Annotated in this window: 16 protein-coding genes; 13 read left to right on the top strand and 3 right to left on the bottom strand. The window is 71.5% G+C overall.

Annotated elements, in window-relative coordinates; genetic code table 11:
• The first annotated feature begins 29 nt into the window (after positions 1-29).
• Complete coding sequence (gene dcd, locus JOF41_RS29720; protein ID WP_189226924.1) at positions 30-611, top strand: dCTP deaminase; 582 nt, start codon at positions 30-32, stop codon at positions 609-611.
• Here the strand turns inward: dcd and JOF41_RS29715 are convergent.
• A complete protein-coding gene (locus JOF41_RS29715; protein WP_189226925.1) occupies positions 580-1,587 on the bottom strand; it encodes a cation diffusion facilitator family transporter in 1,008 nt (335 codons plus the stop codon). The two genes, dcd and JOF41_RS29715, sit on opposite strands and share 32 nt — an antisense overlap.
• A 212-nt stretch (positions 1,588-1,799) precedes the next feature.
• Between JOF41_RS29715 and JOF41_RS29710 the strand changes: the two genes are divergently transcribed.
• The 3 genes from JOF41_RS29710 (at position 1,800) to JOF41_RS29700 (ending at position 4,174) form a co-directional block, all read left to right on the top strand.
• A complete protein-coding gene (locus JOF41_RS29710) occupies positions 1,800-2,426 on the top strand; it encodes an SdrD B-like domain-containing protein (protein WP_209623363.1) in 627 nt (208 codons plus the stop codon).
• A 76-nt stretch (positions 2,427-2,502) separates the two neighbouring features.
• A complete protein-coding gene (locus JOF41_RS29705; RefSeq protein ID WP_209623362.1) occupies positions 2,503-3,759 on the top strand; it encodes a hypothetical protein in 1,257 nt (418 codons plus the stop codon).
• 34 nt (positions 3,760-3,793) lie between these two features.
• A complete protein-coding gene (locus tag JOF41_RS29700) occupies positions 3,794-4,174 on the top strand; it encodes a phage holin family protein (protein WP_189226928.1) in 381 nt (126 codons plus the stop codon).
• Positions 4,175-4,240: 66 nt separating this feature from the next.
• Here JOF41_RS29700 and JOF41_RS29695 read toward each other — a convergent pair whose 3' ends face one another.
• Positions 4,241-6,505, bottom strand: a complete 2,265-nt coding sequence (locus JOF41_RS29695; RefSeq protein WP_189226929.1) for a (Fe-S)-binding protein — start codon at positions 6,503-6,505, stop codon at positions 4,241-4,243.
• Between the two features lie 145 nt (positions 6,506-6,650).
• Between JOF41_RS29695 and JOF41_RS29690 the strand changes: the two genes are divergently transcribed.
• The 8 genes from JOF41_RS29690 to JOF41_RS29655 all read left to right on the top strand — a co-directional run bounded on the left by JOF41_RS29690 (position 6,651) and on the right by JOF41_RS29655 (position 13,466).
• The gene (locus tag JOF41_RS29690) at positions 6,651-6,977 is read left to right on the top strand and encodes a DMT family transporter (RefSeq protein ID WP_189227063.1); all 327 of its coding nucleotides are present in this window, start codon (positions 6,651-6,653) and stop codon (positions 6,975-6,977) included.
• Entirely contained in the window at positions 6,967-7,542 is a 576-nt protein-coding gene (locus tag JOF41_RS29685; RefSeq protein ID WP_209623361.1) for a TetR/AcrR family transcriptional regulator, read from the top strand. The genes JOF41_RS29690 and JOF41_RS29685 overlap by 11 nt, the downstream gene beginning before the upstream one ends.
• 26 nt (positions 7,543-7,568) lie before the next feature.
• Positions 7,569-8,147 carry a hypothetical protein gene (locus JOF41_RS29680; protein ID WP_189226931.1) on the top strand — a complete coding sequence of 193 codons (579 nt, stop codon included), beginning with the start codon at positions 7,569-7,571 and terminating at the stop codon, positions 8,145-8,147.
• Positions 8,148-8,262: 115 nt separating this feature from the next.
• Positions 8,263-9,045: a DUF4097 family beta strand repeat-containing protein gene (locus JOF41_RS29675; RefSeq protein ID WP_189226932.1), complete on the top strand. Its 783-nt coding sequence runs from the start codon at positions 8,263-8,265 to the stop codon at positions 9,043-9,045.
• Between the two features lie 235 nt (positions 9,046-9,280).
• On the top strand, positions 9,281-11,134 hold the full coding sequence (gene dnaK / locus JOF41_RS29670) for a molecular chaperone DnaK (RefSeq protein ID WP_189226933.1): 1,854 nt from the start codon (positions 9,281-9,283) through the stop codon (positions 11,132-11,134).
• A complete protein-coding gene (gene grpE, locus JOF41_RS29665) occupies positions 11,131-11,835 on the top strand; it encodes a nucleotide exchange factor GrpE (protein ID WP_209623360.1) in 705 nt (234 codons plus the stop codon). Before dnaK ends, grpE begins: the two co-directional genes overlap by 4 nt.
• 33 nt (positions 11,836-11,868) lie before the next feature.
• Positions 11,869-13,041: a molecular chaperone DnaJ gene (gene dnaJ / locus JOF41_RS29660; protein WP_189226935.1), complete on the top strand. Its 1,173-nt coding sequence runs from the start codon at positions 11,869-11,871 to the stop codon at positions 13,039-13,041.
• Positions 13,038-13,466, top strand: a complete 429-nt coding sequence (locus JOF41_RS29655) for a heat shock protein transcriptional repressor HspR (protein ID WP_189226936.1) — start codon at positions 13,038-13,040, stop codon at positions 13,464-13,466. Before dnaJ ends, JOF41_RS29655 begins: the two co-directional genes overlap by 4 nt.
• A 55-nt stretch (positions 13,467-13,521) precedes the next feature.
• Here JOF41_RS29655 and JOF41_RS29650 read toward each other — a convergent pair whose 3' ends face one another.
• Positions 13,522-14,625 carry an FAD-binding oxidoreductase gene (locus JOF41_RS29650; RefSeq protein WP_229796275.1) on the bottom strand — a complete coding sequence of 368 codons (1,104 nt, stop codon included), beginning with the start codon at positions 14,623-14,625 and terminating at the stop codon, positions 13,522-13,524.
• Between the two features lie 716 nt (positions 14,626-15,341).
• Here JOF41_RS29650 and clpB point away from each other — a divergent pair.
• On the top strand, positions 15,342-17,924 hold the full coding sequence (clpB, locus tag JOF41_RS29645; protein WP_209623359.1) for an ATP-dependent chaperone ClpB: 2,583 nt from the start codon (positions 15,342-15,344) through the stop codon (positions 17,922-17,924).
• Positions 17,925-17,963: the final 39 nt, after the last annotated feature.

Genomic DNA, 17,963 nt, shown 5'->3' with positions numbered 1-17,963 from the left:
GACTGGGAGACCCGCCTACCCTGTCCTCCGTGCTTCTCAGTGACCGCGACCTGCGCAAGGAAGTCGACTCCCAGCGCCTGGTGCTGGAGCCGTTCGACGACGCCATGGTGCAGCCGTCGAGCATCGACGTGCGCCTCGACCGGTTCTTCCGGGTGTTCAACAACACCCGCTACACCCACATCGACCCGTCGATCCAGCAGGACGACCTGACCTCGCTGGTCGAGCCGGTGGACGACGAGCCGTTCGTGCTGCACCCCGGTGAGTTCGTGCTGGGGTCGACGTTCGAGTCGGTGAGCCTGCCCGACGACCTGGCGGGGCGGCTGGAGGGCAAGTCGTCGCTGGGGCGGCTGGGGTTGCTGACGCACTCGACGGCGGGGTTCATCGACCCCGGTTTCACCGGGCACATCACGTTGGAGCTGTCCAACGTGGCGAACCTGCCGATCATGCTGTGGCCGGGGATGAAGATCGGGCAGCTGTGCCTGTTCCGGCTCAGCAGCTCGGCGGAGTTCCCCTACGGCTCGCGCGAGGCGGGCAGCCGGTACCAGGGGCAGCGGGGGCCGACGCCGTCACGGGCGCACCTCAACTTCCACCGGACTGATACCCGTCGCTGAGCAGCCTGCCGTAGCGGGCCAGGACGCGCTGGCGCAGCGCGGGGTCGGTGCGCGGCACGGGTTCGAGGAACACCTCGTCCAGGTCGGGGAAGCGCTGCCGCAGCTCTTCGTCGATCCGCACGCACGCCAGCTCCAGGTCGGCGGCTCCCAGGGCGTCGTCGAAGTCCAGCCTGGCGCACAGCAGGACGCGGTCGGTGCCCACGGCCATGGTCAGCAGGTCCACCACCTGGTCGACTTCGGGCACCTCGCGCAGGTAGGCCCACACCGCACGCACCAGGACGGGGTCGGCTTGCCTGCCGATGAGCAGGTTGCGGTTGGTGGTGGCCAGCACGTAGGCGACGAACGCGAGCAGCACGCCGATGGCGATGGACGCCAGGCCGTCCCATAGCGACGAGCCGGTGAGGTGGTGCAGGCTGATGCCCGCGAACGCCAGGAGCAGGCCCAGCAGGGCGGCTGAGTCCTCCAGGAACACCGTTTTCACGGTCGGGTCGTCGGAGATCCGCAGGAACTCCCGTGCGGAGCGCTTCTCCGCGGCGGACTGGCGGCGGACCTGGCGCACGGCCTGGGCCCAGGAGACCGATTCCAGGGCGAAGGCGATGGCCAGCACGACGTAGCCGACGACGGGGCTGCTCTGCTCCTCGGGTTCGCCGAAGACCGTGCGGAAACCCTCGTAGAGGGCGAACACCGCGCCGGAGACGAAGATGGACATGGCGGCCAGCAGGGACCAGAAGTAGCGCTCCTTGCCGTGCCCGAACGGGTGTTTGCGGTCGGCGGGGCGCTCGGAGCGGCGCAGCGCGGTCAGCAGCAGGCCCTCGGTGAACGTGTCGGCCACCGAGTGCGCGGCTTCGGACATCATGGCCGCCGATCCCGTGATGACCCCGGCGATGGCCTTCATGATCGCGATGGCCAGGTTCACCGCGAGGGCGAGCAGGACGGTGAGGGTGCTCTCCCCGCCCTTGGCCTTCGGAGACGTCATGGAAGAACGGTAGGCGGTCACGGGCCGTCCCGCTCGTTGCCGAAACGTTGCACGAACCGGTGGGAACCGGCGCAACCCCCGAGCCGTGCGGGCGTCTTTACCGGTGTCTGAACGACTTCACCGCAGCTTTTCCTGGGGGATTTGCCATGCGTTGCTCGCGCCGTTTTTCCGGGTTCGTCGCCGTCACCGCCGCAGTGCTCGCGCCGCTGGTCATGACCAGTGCCGCAGTCGCCCAGGAAGACCAGCCGAAGGCGTTGAAGAAGATTTCTGGAATGGTCTGGCAGGACCAGAACGCGAATGGCCGGATCGACGCGGGTGAGCCTGGGATCGCGGGGCACGAAATGGTTCTGGTCGGGCCGAGCGGCAGGCAGACCCGGCTGAGCGGCGCCGATGGCCGCTACTCCTTCGACAACCTGCCCGACGGCATCTACCACCTGCGCTCCACCGACCGCTCGGCGTTCGGGCAGGACAGGGCGCCGAGCCCCTCCTACATGCCCTCGGGTGAGCTGACCTCGCCCATCGAGTTGAGCGACCAGGCCGACCCGAGCGGGCTGAGCTTCGACAGCGGCTTCCTCGCCGCGGCCGCCAAGGCGCCGACCAGCCAGGTCGCCTCGGTGAGCACGCCTGCCGCCACCGGGACGAGCACGTCCGCGCCCGCCGTGGCGTCCGCGTCGACCAGCGCGCCCGCGACGACCACGGCGACCACGACCGCCGCGCCGGTGGCGCAGCAGGACCAGTCGTCTTTCGGGACCGGGGCGCTGGTGGGCCTGTTGGCGCTGGTCGGGGTCGTGCTCGCCGGTGCCGCCGCGGCGGTGTGGCGGGTGCGCCTCGGCAAGTGACGGGGATCATGAAACGCTGAAGGGTGATCGTGCGACTACGAAATGTCGCACGATCATTTTTTCGGGGGGACTACAAGTGAAGAACGTGCTCCGCCGCGTCGCCGGGCTGACCGCCGTGCTGGTGGTCGTGGGCTCCGGCACCGCGGTCGCGCAGGACGGTGCCACGATCGAGGGGCTGGTCTGGTTCGACCGCAACGGCAACGGGCGGGTCGACGAGGGCGAGCCGCCGCTGGCCAACGGGCGCGGCGTGCGCGTCTTCCAGGGCAAGCAGTTCATCGGCGAGTACGGCACCGACGCCAACGGCCGGTACCGCGCCACGGGGCTGCCGGCCAGCGGGCTGACCATCTTCAGCCACAACACCGACGTCTACGCCGCCACCACGGAGTCCGCGCTCTACGACAAGGGCGCGGGCGCGTACGACTTCGGCGTCAGGGGCGGCACGGTCACCGGGCTGGCCTACGTGGACGCCAACCGCGACGGCGTGAAGCAGGACGGCGAGCGCCCGCTCCAGGCCCCGCACCGGCTGGGCGACCGGACCGCGACGACCACCGACGGCGGCTACCGCGTGGAGGACGTGCCGGAGGGTGAGCACGCCTTCCAGGCCGCCGACCTGCGTCGGCTGTCGCTGGTGGATTCGCCCGAGCTGGACTGGAGCACCGGCGCCGGGAAGGTCTTCGTGGGCAAGGGCGGGGAAGTGCGGCTGGACACCCGCTACTTCGAGCCGAGGGGCGACTTCGCGGTGGGTCCGCTGGTGGTGACGCCCGCCAAGGACGTCTACGCCCTGAACGACGAGGTGGAGGTCGTCGTCACGCTGACGAACAAGGGCGATGCTCCGGACAGCACGTCCTTCGTGATGGCCTCGCTGGCCGCGCGGTTGGTGTCCGCCAGTGACCAGGTGACGATCACCTACCCCGAGTTGGGTGGCGAGTTCGAGTTGAAGCAGCGGCTGGCGCCGGGCGCGAGCGTCGACGTCCGCCTGCGGTACGCGCTCGACCAGGCGGACATCGAGTCCTTCCACGTCATCGTCAGGCTGGGGGCGTTCGGCGATGTGAACTTCGCGGACAACGTCTCGGTCCGGCCGATCTCGGTCCGGGTCCCGTCGAGCACCGCTCCGAGCACCACCACGACGGCGGCCCCGACCAGCACCACCGGCCCGAGCACCACGGCCGCGCCCACGACCAGCACGACCCCGGCGGCCGTGGCGGGTGGCGGGCGCAACAGCACGGGGCTGGCGCGGACCGGCGCGGCCCCGCTGCCGTTCCTGGTCATCGGCGGCCTGCTGCTCGGCGGCGGGGTGCTGACCTACCTGGCGGCGCGCAGGCGTCGCGCCTGACCCGTTCGGCCGATCGCCGCCGCTAGTCTGCGGCATGGGCATTGTGGTGCACGTGCTGCTGACGGCGGTGGCGCTCTGGGTGTCGACGCTGATCCCCGGCATCGACCTGGGCCAGGGCTCGGCGGCGGCCACGGCGGGCACGCTGGTCGGTGTGGCGCTGCTGTTCGGCCTGGTCAACGCGCTGGTCAAGCCGGTGGTGAAGTTCTTCGGCTGCCTGTTCTACCTGGTCACGCTCGGGTTGATCGGCCTGGTGGTCAACGGGCTGCTGTTCTGGCTGACCGGCTGGCTGGCGGGTGAGCTGGGCCTGCCGTTCACGGTGGACGGCTTCTGGCCCGCCTTCTTCGGCGCGATCGTCGTCGCGCTGGTCAGCTGGCTGCTGAACCTGGTCTGGGACCGGGTCACCGAGGACGCCTGACGACGCCCGACGACGCGAGAACGCCCCCGGTCCGAGTGGACCGGGGGCGTTCTCAGGTGCGTCGGCTCAGGTCGTGGCCTTGTCCTGGTCGGGCAGCGGGGTGCCGGAGGGCACCTCGTCGGTGGGCACGTCCTGCCGCTCCTTGCCGCGCTTGACGGCGGTGAGCAGCAGCTGCGCCACGTCCACCACCTCGACGTGCGATCCGGCCTGACCCTCGTTCTGCCGCGCGGTCACGCCGTCGGTGAGCATCACCCGGCAGAACGGGCAGCCGGTGGCGATCTTCGACGGTGCGGTGCCCAGCGCCTCGTCCACGCGGTCGATGTTGATCCGCTTGCCGATGCGCTCCTCCATCCACATGCGCGCGCCGCCCGCGCCGCAGCACATGGAGCGCTCGGAGTTGCGCGGCATCTCGCGCAGCGTCGCGCCGGACGCGCCGACCAGCTCGCGCGGGGCCTCGTAGACCTTGTTGTGCCTGCCCAGGTAGCACGGGTCGTGGTAGGTGACGTCCTCGGTGACCTCGGCGACCGGGACCAGCCGCCGCTCGCGCACCAGGCGGTTGAGCAGCTGCGTGTGGTGCACGACCTCGTACTGGCCGCCCACCTGCGGGTACTCGTTGGCCAGGGTGTTGAAGCAGTGCGCGCAGGTCACCACGATCTTGCGCTTGCCCGGCTCGCGGCCCTCGAAGACGGCGTTGAGCACCTCGACGTTCTGCTGGGCCAGCATCTGGAACAGGAACTCGTTGCCCGCGCGCCGCGCCGGGTCGCCGGAGCAGCTCTCCTCCGGGCCGAGCACGGTGTACTTGACGCCCGCGGTGTGCAGCAGCTCGGCCACGGCGCGGGTGGTCTTCTTGGCGCGGTCCTCGAACGCGCCCGCGCAGCCGACCCAGAACAGGTACTCGGCGTCGCCCAGCTCGCCGTCGAACACCGGCACCTCGAAGTCCAGGCCCTCGGTCCAGGCCAGGCGGTCCTTGGCGTTCTGGCCCCAGGGGTTGCCCTTGTTCTCCAGGTTCTTGAACATGCCGCCCAGCTCGGACGGGAAGTTCGACTCGATGAGCACCTGGTAGCGGCGCATGTCGACGATGTGGTCGACGTGCTCGATGTCCACCGGGCACTGCTCGACGCACGCGCCGCAGGTGGTGCACGACCACAGCACCTCGGGGTCGATGACGCCCAGCTCGTCCGCGCCGCCGATCAGCGGGCGCTCGGACTCGGCCATGGCCAGCACGTCGATGGACTCCAGGCGCTTCTTGTAGTCCTCGTACTTGTCCTCGACCAGGCCGACCTCGTCGCCCGCCATGTCGCGGCTGCCGCCCGCCAGCAGGTAGGGGGCCTTGGCGAAGGCGTGGTCGCGCAGCTGGGTGATGACCAGCTTGGGCGAGAGCGGCTTGCCGGTGTTCCACGCCGGGCACTGGGACTGGCAGCGCCCGCACTCGGTGCAGGTGCTGAAGTCCAGCCAGCCCTTCCAGCTGAAGTCCTCGACCTTGCCGACGCCGAACACGTCCTTGTCCGGGTCGGCCTCCTCCAGGTCCAGGACCTGGCCGCCGCTCATCATCGGCTTGAGGGCGCCCAGCGCGACCCGGCCGTCGGGCTCGCGCTTGAAGTAGATGTTGAAGAACGCGCTGAACCGGTGCCAGGCCACGCCCATGGTCAGGTTCTTGGCCACCACGACCAGCCACAGCATCGCCGAGAGCAGCTTGACGACGGCCATGATCGAGACCCAGTCGGGGTTCGACGGCAGGATGGTGCTCAGCGGCGCGGTGACGAAGGAGGACCACAGGGGCGGGTCCTCCAGGCCCGCGGCCTGCTTGAACGCCTTCACGCCGAGGATGCCCAGGCCCTCGATGATGACGACGGCCTCGACGAAGTAGGCGGCGCGGAAGTCCGAGCCCGCGAACCGGGAGATCCGGTCGGCGCGGCGCGGGTGGTTGAGCTGGCGGATGACGGCCAGCGCGACGCCGCCGACGACGGTGCCGATGCCGAGCAGTTCGACCAGCAGCGCCCAGGCCGACCAGGTGCCGATGACCGGCCAGTGGAAGCCGGGGTAGAACACCTCGCCGTAGGCCTCGAACAGCACCAGCGAGCCGATCAGGAAGCCCCACATCACCAGCCAGTGCCAGGGGGCGACCTTGCGGAACTTGGCCATCCGGGTGTGCGCGGCGAACTCCACGATCATCGTGCGCAGCCGGGGCCAGAACGGCCCGTTGCGGGTGCCGTCCGGCTGGCCCAGCCGGATGATGCGCACCATCCGGACGACCCCGGCGACGAACAGACCCCACGCGTACACGCTGACGGCGACGCCTATGGCGCCGAGGGTGAGCTGGAGGGCTCCCATGTGGTCGCGGCCTTTCTCGTCCGTTCTCCTGACCGGGGAGCCTACGCCGGATTACTGACCAGTAACCACTTGACCGTGGCCCATCGCATAACCGGACGGGTCTAATGTTGTTGAACAGGTGTTCCACTTGTCGTGAGGGGTCTCCGTGCTCGTCTACTTGGCGCTGGCCGTGGCGATCGTCGCGGAGGTCACCGCCACCGTGTCGCTCAAGCTCTCCGAGGGCTTCAGCAAGCCGGTTCCGTCGGTGTTCGTGGTGGTCGGCTACCTGGTCGCGTTCGGCGCGCTGAGCAAGGTGCTCCAGCTCGGGATGCCCATCGGCGTGGCGTACGCGATCTGGTGCGCCTTCGGCGTCGCGGCCGTCGCCGCGATCGGCGTGGTGCTGTTCAAGGAGCCGATCAACGCGACGATGGTGGTCGGGCTGCTGATGGTGATCGGCGGCGTGGTCGCGATCGAGCTGGGCAGTGCGCGCTGAGGGGCCCGCTGAGGGGCGCGCGGACGGGCGTGCGGACGGGCGCAGGGCGCGTGGGGACCGGCGCAGGCGCGCGATCCTGGAAGCCGTGCTGCGGGTGGTGGAGCGGGACGGGGTGGCCGGGGTCGGTCACCGCTCCGTCGCGCGGGAGGCGGGCGTGCCCACCACGTCCACGACCTACTACTTCGCCACCCTCGACGACCTGCTGACCGCCGCACTGCTGTGGGCGGCCGACGAGCTGGCCGCCGACTTCCACGCCGCCTGCTGCGCGCCGGGCGCCACCCCTGAGGCGGTGGCCCGGTTCCTCGCCGACGCGCTGGGCCCGCGCCGGGGCCGCACGGTGGCCGAGTACGAGCTGTACCTGCTCGCCGCCCGCCGCCCCGAGCTGCGGCCCGCCGCGCGCCGCTGGATCGACCTGTTCACCGCCGCGTCGTCGGCGCCGGACCCGGTGGCCTTCCGGGCGTTCCTGGCCGCCGTGGACGGGCTGCTGATCCAGGGGCTGATCGCCGATGTCCCCCCGACGGAGCAGCAGTTGACGCCGGTCGTGTCCGTTCTGATGCCCCCTTGATGACCTTCGGGCGGGATGATGGGCGGATGAGGTTCGCCGGGCGGGAGTCGTGGCAGGTGTCCCACGGGAGCAGCTTCACGATGGACACCGCGCTGTTCGTGCGCGACACCCTGGCGCTGTCCGTGGAGACCGTCCCCGAGCTGCCCGGACTGGACCCGCCGGTGCCGGTGTTCGTCCCGCCCGGCGTGGACCGCGCGGGCGCCGCAGAGGAGTGGCTGGGCTGGTGGGCCGACGTGCTCGACCACGCCCGCGGCGACCGGTCCGACGTGCCCTCGCCCGCCGACCCGGCCGCCCGCTCGCTGGCGGTGCGGCCCGCGCTGCGCGGCGCGGTGGAGGCGCTGATGACCCCCGCGAGCCAGTACTGGACCCGCACCTCCGGGACCGGGCACCCCACCGCGCTGCCGGTCGGCGAGGTGGTGCGCGGGGTGGAGAGCAGGCTGGGCAGGCAGGCCAGGCCGTTCCGCCTGGTGATCACCGTGGTGGGGGTGCAGGGGCTGGTCTGGGAGCGGATGACCGACTCGCACGTGATCGCCTCCCGGCGCTTCCTGGACGACCCGGCGCGGTGCGCGCCCGCGCTGCGGGCGGTCGTCGAGTCGCTGGCCTGAGCACCCCGCCAGGGGTAGGGAGAACCCCCGGTCGCACTCGGGGGTCCGCCCCGGTGTGCCGGGGCGCGCGCGGCCCTAGCTTGGTTCCAACAACCTGTGAGCCGAGGGGGCAGTGGTGAAGCGGATCGCGATGTCAGCCGTCGCCGCGGTGGCCGTGGCGGTGTCGCTCACGTCCTGCGTGCGGATGGTGCAGAACGAGGCGCGTGACGACTACACGGTCGAGGACCGGATCGGCACCGTGCGGGTGCAGAACGGCGCGGGCGACGTGAACGTGCGACACGCCGAGGGGGTCTCGGCGATCGAGGTGCACCGCCTGCTGCAGTACCCCAAGGGCGGTGACAAGCCCGGCGCGACCCACCGCGTGGAGGGCGACACGCTGGTGCTGGACGGGTGCGGCAGCAACTGCTCCGCCGACTACGAGGTGGTCCTGCCCGACCGGGAGGCCAGGGTGGTCGGCGACAACGGCTCCGGTGACGTGCGGGTGGAGGGCGTGGCGGCGGTCGAGCTGACCACCGGCTCGGGCAACACCACGCTGCGGACCGTGACGGGTGCCGTGCGGCTGGAGAACGCCTCGGGTGACGTGGAGGTCTCCGACGTGGGCGGCGACTTCACCGGGCGGATGGGCTCGGGCCGGACCCGGCTGTCCGGGATGCGCGGCGCGGTGGTGCTGGAGAACGACTCCGGCGACACCGAGGTCGCCATGGCCGAGGCGCGCCCGGTGCGCGCCGAGGGGGGCAGCGGCAACCTGACCGTGCGGGTGCCTCAGGGCACCTACCGGGTGGAGGCCGACGCGGGCAGCGGCGACGAGCACATCGGCGTCACCAGCGACCCGAACGCGACCGTCGAGCTGGTGCTGCGCACCAGGAGCGGGGACCTGACCGTCCAGTCGGCCGCCTGATCGAAGCGGCCTGAGCAAGGGGGAGTCGAACCGCCCGTCCGCGTCTCGCGGGCGGGCGGTTCGGCGTCGCGGGGGTGTCCCGGATCACCACCCGGCGGGAACACCGCCGGGTGGTGGCGCGTTGGTAGGGGCAGGAAGGTTGAGCCGGGTGGACTCAAGTCCGGTTCGACTGGCAAACTTGAGCCAGTGCCGCTCAACGCGGGGCTCTCACAAACGCACTACCAGGAGGAATCCAATGGCGCGAGCGGTCGGCATCGACCTGGGGACGACCAACTCCGTCGTCGCGGTCCTGGAGGGTGGCGAGCCGACGGTGATCGCCAACTCCGAGGGCTCGCGGACGACCCCCTCCATCGTGGCCTTCGCCAAGAACGGCGAGGTGCTCACCGGGCAGCCCGCCAAGAACCAGGCGGTGACCAACGTCGACCGCACCATCCGGTCGGTCAAGCGGCACATCGGCACCGACTGGACCACCGAGATCGACGGCAAGAAGTACACCCCGCAGGAGATCAGCGCGCGCGTGCTGATGAAGCTCAAGCGCGACGCCGAGGCCTACCTGGGCGAGGAGATCACCGACGCGGTGATCACCGTCCCCGCGTACTTCGAGGACGCGCAGCGCCAGGCCACCAAGGAGGCCGGTCAGATCGCGGGCCTCAACGTGCTGCGCATCGTCAACGAGCCCACCTCCGCCGCGCTGGCCTACGGCCTGGACAAGGGCGAGAAGGAGCAGACCATCCTGGTCTTCGACCTCGGTGGCGGCACCTTCGACGTCTCCCTGCTGGAGCTGGGTGACGGCGTGGTCGAGGTCCGCGCGACCTCCGGCGACAACCACCTCGGCGGCGACGACTGGGACCAGCGCATCGTCGACTGGCTGGTCGAGCGGTTCAAGCAGAGCAACGGCATCGACCTGACCAAGGACAAGATGGCGCTGCAGCGCATCCGCGAGGCCGCCGAGAAGGCCAAGATCGAGCTGTCCAGCTCCTCGCAGGCCACCATCAACCTGCCCTACATCACCGTGGACGCGGACAAGAACCCGCTGTTCCTGGACGAGACGCTGTCCCGCGCCGAGTTCCAGCGCATCACCAACGACCTGCTGGAGCGCACCCGCGCGCCGTTCAACAACGTCATCAAGGACGCGGGCATCAGCGTCGGCGACATCGACCACGTGGTGCTGGTGGGCGGCTCCACCCGCATGCCCGCCGTGGCCGAGCTGGTCAAGGAGCTGACCGGCGGCCGCGAGCCGAACAAGGGCGTGAACCCGGACGAGGTCGTCGCGGTGGGCGCGGCCCTGCAGGCCGGTGTGCTCAAGGGCGAGGTCAAGGACGTCCTGCTGCTCGACGTGACCCCGCTGTCGCTGGGCATCGAGACCAAGGGCGGGGTGATGACCAAGCTCATCGAGCGCAACACCACGATCCCGACCAAGCGCTCGGAGATCTTCACCACCGCCGACGACAACCAGCCGTCCGTGCAGATCCAGGTCTTCCAGGGTGAGCGCGAGTTCGCCCGCGACAACAAGAAGCTCGGCATGTTCGAGCTGACCGGCCTGCCCCCGGCCCCGCGCGGCGTCCCGCAGATCGAGGTCACCTTCGACATCGACGCCAACGGCATCGTGCACGTCTCCGCCAAGGACATGGGCACCGGCAAGGAGCAGTCGATGACGATCACCGGCGGCTCGGCGCTGCCCAAGGACGACATCGAGCGGATGATCAAGGACGCCGAGGCGCACGCCGAGGAGGACAAGCGCCGCCGCGAGGAGGCCGAGGTCCGCAACCAGGCCGAGACGCTGGTCTACCAGACGGAGAAGGTCGTCAAGGAGAACGACGACAAGATCCCGGCCGAGGTCAAGGACAAGGTCAAGGCCGCCATCGAGGAGACCACCGAGGCGCTCAAGGGCACCGACATCGCCAAGGTCCGCGCCGCGGTGGAGAAGCTGGCCGCCGAGTCGCAGGCCATCGGCCAGTCGCTGTACGCCAACACCGGCGCGCCGACCGCGGACGCCGCGGGCTCCGCGGACGCGGGCCAGGGCGCCGCGGGCGCCAAGGCCGACGACGTGGTGGACGCCGAGATCGTCGACGAGGACGAGAAGAAGTGACCCAGCACGAGGAGCAGCCGCACGTGGTCGTGCACGACCGGCGGCGCATCGACCCGGAGACGGGCGAGGTCCGCGAGGCCAAGCCCGCCGAGGCGGCCGAGGCCGAGCAGGACGCGGCCCAGGAGACGACCCGGGACACGACTCAGGACGCGGCTCCGACCGGGGGCGGCAGGCACGCCGCCCCCGAGCCGGAGGGCGGCGAGCCCGAGGCCGCGCCCGCCGAGCCGGACCCGGCCGCCGAGCTCAAGGCGCAGCTCGACGAGCGCACCGCCGACCTGCAGCGGTTGACCGCGGAGTACGCCAACTACCGCAAGCGCGTCGAGCGCGACCGGGAGCTGGTGGTCAGCAACGCCAAGGCGCAGGTGGCAGGCGAGCTGCTGGGCGTGCTCGACGACCTGGAGCGGGCGGGCGCGCACGGCGACCTGACCGGCGCGTTCAAGGCGGTGGCCGACAAGCTGGTCAACACCCTGCACGGGGTCGGCCTTGAGCCCTTCGGCCACGACGGCGAGGAGTTCGACCCGGCGGTCCACGAGGCGGTGCAGCACAGCACCTCGCCCGACGTCAGCGGCCCGACGGTGACCGCGGTGCTGCGCCGCGGCTACCGGTTCGGCGAGCGCGTGCTGCGGCCCGCGCTGGTGGCCGTGACCGATCACGAGCCCGCGGCCGAGCCGCCGCAGGACGTGGATGAGCAGCAGGACTGATCGGATCAGCACCGAGGGGAGGGATGTCCGGCCGTGAGCGCGAGGGACTGGATCGAGAAGGACTTCTACCGCGAGCTGGGCGTCTCCTCCGACGCCTCGGCCGAGGAGATCAAGAAGGCGTACCGGAAGCTGGCGCGGGAGCTGCACCCCGACGCCAACCCCGGTGACACCAAGGCCGAGGCGCGGTTCAAGGCGGTCTCCGAGGCCTACGGCGTGCTCTCCGACGCCGCCAAGCGCAAGCAGTACGACGAGGCCCGCCGCCTGTTCGCGGGCGGCGGGGGCTTCCCCGGCGGCTTCGGCGGTGGCGGCGGCTTCGACGTGGGCGACCTGTTCGGCCGCGCCGGGGCGCAGCCCGGCGGCATGGGCGGCGGGCTGGGCGACCTGCTCGGCGGGCTGTTCAACCGGCGCGGCGGCGGGGCGGCCTCGGCCACCCGGCCGCGGCGCGGCGAGGACGTCGAGACCGACGTGCGCATCGACTTCACCGAGGCGGTGCGCGGGGCCACCGTGCCCATGCGGCTGTCCAGCCCGGCGGCCTGCGGCACCTGCGGCGGGTCCGGGGCGCGTCCGGGCACCACGCCCCGGACGTGCGCCAACTGCGGCGGCGCGGGCCTGGTCACGCGCAGCCAGGGGGCGTTCGCGTTCTCCGAGCCGTGCCAGGACTGCCGGGGCACCGGCCGCGTGGTGGACGACCCGTGCCCGGAGTGCGGCGGCGACGGCGTGAGCACCAGGACGCGCACGCTGACCATCCGCATCCCGGCCGGGGTGGACGACGGCCAGCGCATCCGGCTGGCGGGCCAGGGCGAGCCGGGCCGCAACGGCGGGCCGACCGGCGACCTGTACGTCCGGGTGCACGTCAACCCGCACCCGGTGTTCGGGCGCGCGGGCAACGACCTGACCGTCACCGTGCCGGTGACCTTCCCCGAGCTGGCGCTGGGCACCACGTTGACGGTGCCCACGCTGGAGGGCAAGGTGACCGTGAAGGTCCCCGCCGGGACCGCGAGCGGGCGGGTGATGCGCGCCAAGGGCAAGGGCATCGCCCGGCGGGACGGGCAGGTCGGCGACCTGCTCATCACGCTCCAGGTGGCCGTGCCGAACAACATGGACGCCAAGGCCCGCGAAGCGCTGGAGAACTACGCGCTGGCCACGGCCGGGCACGACCCCCGGCCGGACCTCAACGCGCTGCTGGAGGAGAAGGGCAGGTCATGAGTTTCCCGTTCCCGCCCGGCACCGACGAGGACACGCCGTTCTTCGTGATCTCCGTGGCGGCCCAGCTGTCCGGTCTGCACGCGCAGACCCTGCGCAGCTACGACCGCCTCGGGCTGGTCTCGCCCGGCCGCACGCCCGGCGGCGGCAGGCGGTACTCCATGCGGGACATCGTGCTGCTGCGCGAGGTGCAGCGGCTGTCCCAGGAGGACGGGGTCAACCTCGCGGGCATCAAGCGGATCATCGAGCTGGAGAACGAGGTCGGGGCGCTGCGCGCCAAGGTGGCCGAGCTGACCGAGCAGCTGGCGTCGGCGATGGCCGCCGCCGAGCACGCGGCGGCCTCGGTGCACGCCTCCTACCGGCGTGAGCTGGTGCCGGTGCGGCACGAGACCGCGCTGGTGGTCTGGAAGCCCCAGCAGAAGCGCTGACGAGCGCTCTTCGCCCGCCGCGACCCCTCTTGGGGGTCGCGGCGGGCGTTCGCGCTCAGTCCAGGGTGAACGGGTCGTACTTGATCCGGTCCAGCGGCGTGCCCGCCACCAGCATCCGGGACACCGTGGCGCGGATCATCGACGGCGAGCCGCAGACCAGCACGTCCCGGTCCTCCCAGGTGCCGTAGCGGGTCACCACGTCGGCCAGGGTGCCCTGCTCCACGCCGCGCAGGCCGTGGGCGGACTCCAGCACCGGGACCACGGTCAGCCACGGGTTGGTGGCGGCGACCCGCTGGAGGTTCTCCAGGTCGTAGAGATCGTCCCTGGTGCGCCCGCCCATGAACAGGTGCACCCTGGGGTTCTCGCCCCACTGGGCCAGTTCGTCGATGATGGCGTGCATGGGGGCCACGCCGGTGCCGCCCGCGACCATCAGGATGTCGTTGCCGCGCCTGCGGTCCACGCCGAGGCGGCCCATCGGGGGGCCGATCCGCCACACGTCGCCGCGCTGGGTGTGGCCGACGATCGAGCGGCTGACCCAGCCGCCCTCCACGGATCTGATGTGGAACTCGATGATGCCGTCCTCGCGCGGCGCGTTCGCGGGCGAGTAGTAGCGCCACAGGCGGGCGCGCTGCGGGGTCTCGACGCTGACGTACTGGCCCGCGCGGTAGTCCACCGGGTGGTCGGGCTGCAGCCGCACCACGGCCAGGTCCCAGCTGACCCGCTGGTGGTCGATCACGGTGGCGCGCCAGTAGGCGGGGCCCTCGTCGGCGTGCGCGGCCTCCTGCATGGAGCGGGCCATGATCGTGTACGCCTCGGCCCAGGCCATCTCGACCTGGGGGGTCCACACCGGGCCCGCGTACTTCTTCACCGCGGCGAGCAGCGCCGTGCCGACCGACTCGTAGTGCGCGGAGACCACGCCGAACTTGCGGTGGTCGCGGCCGAGCTGGCGCAGGAACGGGATCAGGTCGTCGGGCCGGTCCACCATCTGCACGACGTGCACGAGGGCGCGCAGCAGCCTGCTGCGCTGCACCTCCATGTTGACCGGGAACATCTCACGGGTCGCCGGGGCGAGGCTGAAGAGCATCCCGTAGAAGAACTTGGCGACTTCCTCCTGGCGCGGCTCGACCACCGCGAAGCTCTCCCGGATCATCCGCACCATGGCGGTGACCCCCGGGGGCGGCTCGCGGTGCGGCGGCGTCGGGAGTGGGCTCAACACAGCGTTCGCAGTCATGGTCCGGGCGCAGTCTCCACGTTCGTAGCGGCGCCAGCAAGGCGCTACGTCCTCGTCAAGCTTCCTCCCCGACGCGGGGGACACTAACCCGTCGGATCGGTTATTGACTCCTTGATGCCACCTTCGAGTGCAGTCTGACTTCGGTGCGTGACGCTACGTTGCGGCCAACGAGCGAACCTGCGTCATCGGTTGTACCGTGATCGCCGCTTGCGCACCACTGCCAGCCGTGTGGACCCGTCCTCGCCCTCGGCTCACCCCTCTGGCGGTAGGGGGGACCCCGCTCCCCCGACTTGTGGACAACGACCTGCGGATTGTGGACAACTCACATTACCGTGTGGACAAACCGCTGGTACATGTGGGTGACGCAGGTCAACGGCCCATTCCGCAGCGCTGCGACCCGCCCGGAAACCGCTGTCCTCGGCGTCGGCGGGCACCACTCGTCCGGACCCGTTCGGCCGCCTCCCGCACCCCCGCCCGGTCCTCCGCGAGCGCGGTGGACAGCGTGTTCCGACAGGTCCCGCATGGCCCAGATCACACCGCTTGCAGTAGGTTGAGTGGAACGGACTCAACTTTTCTGACGTTGATCCGGGTGTGGGCCGGTGCGGGACGCCGGTCCGCGCAGGCGACGCCGACCGAGGTGAGGAATGGACGCTTTCAACCCGACCACGAAGACGCAGCAGGCGGTCTCCGCCGCGGTGCAGGCGGCGACCATCGCGGGCAACCCGGACGTGGGGCCCGCGCACCTGCTGGGCGCCCTGCTCGCCCAGGGCGACGGCCTGACCGCGCCCCTGCTGTCGGCCGTGGGCGCCGACCCGGACCAGGTGCGCAAGGAGCTGGACCAGATCACCCGCGCCCTGCCCGCCGCCACCGGCTCGTCGGTGTCCGCCCCCCAGTTCTCCCGCGAGGCCGTGCGCGTGCTCACCCGCGCGCAGGAGCTGGCCACCGAGATGGGCGACGAGTACGTCTCCACCGAGCACCTGCTGGTCGGCCTGGCCCAGCACGGCGGGCAGGTCGCCGACCTGCTGCGCCGCCAGGGCGCCGCGCCCGAGGCGCTGCGCGAGGCGTTCGGCAAGGTCCGCGGCTCCGCGCGGGTCACCAGCCCCGACCCGGAGGGCACCTACAAGGCGCTGGAGAAGTACGGCGTCGACCTGACCGCCCGCGCCCGCAAGGGCGAGCTGGACCCGGTGATCGGCCGCGACGCGGAGATCCGCCGCGTGGTCCAGGTGCTGTCCCGCCGCACCAAGAACAACCCGGTGCTCATCGGCGAGCCCGGCGTCGGCAAGACCGCCATCGTCGAGGGGCTGGCGCAGCGCGTCGTCGCGGGTGACGTGCCCGAGTCGCTGCGCGGCAAGCGCGTCGTGGCGCTGGACCTGGGCGCGATGGTCGCGGGCGCCAAGTACCGGGGCGAGTTCGAGGAGCGGCTCAAGGCCGTGCTCAAGGAGATCACCGACTCCGCGGGCCAGGTCATCACCTTCATCGACGAGCTGCACACCATCGTCGGCGCGGGCGCGACCGGCGAGTCCGCCATGGACGCGGGCAACATGATCAAGCCCATGCTGGCCCGCGGCGAGCTGCGCATGGTCGGCGCCACCACGCTGGACGAGTACCGCGAGCACGTGGAGAAGGACCCGGCGCTGGAGCGCCGCTTCCAGCAGGTGCTGGTCGGCGAGCCCTCGGTGGAGGACACCATCGGCATCCTGCGCGGCCTCAAGGAGCGCTACGAGGTGCACCACGGCGTGCGGATCACCGACGCCGCGCTGGTCGCCTCGGCCACCCTGTCCGACCGCTACATCACCGCCCGCTTCCTGCCCGACAAGGCCATCGACCTGGTCGACGAGGCCGCCTCCCGGCTGCGCATGGAGATCGACTCGCGGCCGGTGGAGATCGACGAGGTGGAGCGCGCCGTGCGCCGCCTGGAGATCGAGGAGATGGCGCTGGCCAAGGAGGAGGACGCGGCCTCCCGCGAGCGGCTGGCCGCGCTGCGCGCCGAGCTGGCCGAGCGGCGCGAGTCGCTGGCCGCGCTGACCGCCCGCTGGCAGAACGAGAAGGGCTCCATCGAGAAGGTCCGCGACCTCAAGGAGCAGCTGGAGCAGCTGCGCGGCGAGTCGGAGCGGGCCGAGCGCGACGGCGACCTGGGCCGGGCCGCGGAGCTGCGCTACGGCCGCATCCCGGCGCTGGAGAAGGAGCTGGAGGCGGCCACCCGCACCACCCAGGAGGCCGCCGTGATGCTCAAGGAGGAAGTCGGCCCCGACGACGTCGCGGACGTGGTCAGCGCATGGACCGGCATCCCGGCGGGCAGGCTGCTGGAGGGCGAGACGGCCAAGCTGCTGCGCATGGAGGACGAGCTGGCCAAGCGCGTGGTCGGCCAGGCCGAGGCGGTGCGCGTGGTCTCCGACGCGGTGCGCCGCACCCGCGCGGGCGTGGCCGACCCGGACCGGCCCACCGGCTCGTTCCTGTTCCTGGGCCCGACCGGCGTGGGCAAGACCGAGCTGGCCAAGGCGCTGGCGGAGTTCCTGTTCGACGACGAGCGGGCGATGATCCGCATCGACATGAGCGAGTACTCCGAGAAGCACTCGGTGGCCCGCCTGGTCGGCGCTCCCCCCGGCTACGTCGGCTACGACCAGGGCGGCCAGCTGACCGAGTCGGTGCGCCGCCGCCCGTACTCGGTGGTGCTGCTGGACGAGGTCGAGAAGGCCCACCCGGACGTGTTCGACGTGCTGCTGCAGGTGCTCGACGACGGCAGGCTCACCGACGGTCAGGGCCGCACGGTCGACTTCCGCAACACCATCCTGGTGCTGACCTCCAACCTCGGCTCGCAGATCATCGCCGACGCGACCCTGGACGACCGGCAGCGCCACGACGCGGTCATGTCGGTGGTGCGCGCCCACTTCAAGCCGGAGTTCCTCAACCGGCTCGACGACGTGGTGGTCTTCCACGCGCTGGCCACCGAGGAGCTGACCTCGATCGTGGACATCCAGGTCGGCAAGCTCGGCCGCAGGCTGGCCCAGCGCAGGCTGACCCTGGAGGTCACCCCGGCGGCCCGCGACTGGCTGGCGCTCAACGGGTTCGACCCGGTCTACGGCGCCCGCCCGCTGCGCCGCCTGGTGCAGTCCGCGATCGGCGACCAGCTGGCCAAGGAGCTGCTGGCGGGCGAGGTCCGCGACGGTGACGCGGTGCGCGTCGACGTGCTCGACGACGCCTCCGGGCTGATCGTCGGGCGCGGCTGAGCGCCCCGCGAACGCCCCCGCGCCGTCACCCGGTGCGGG

Origin of the sequence: Saccharothrix coeruleofusca (genome assembly GCF_017876325.1) — a bacterium.
Taxonomy (GTDB): Bacteria; Actinomycetota; Actinomycetes; order Mycobacteriales; family Pseudonocardiaceae; genus Actinosynnema; species Actinosynnema coeruleofuscum.
The sequence above is the reverse complement of the archived record's forward strand: the minus strand, read 5'-3'. Positions and strand labels throughout refer to the sequence as shown.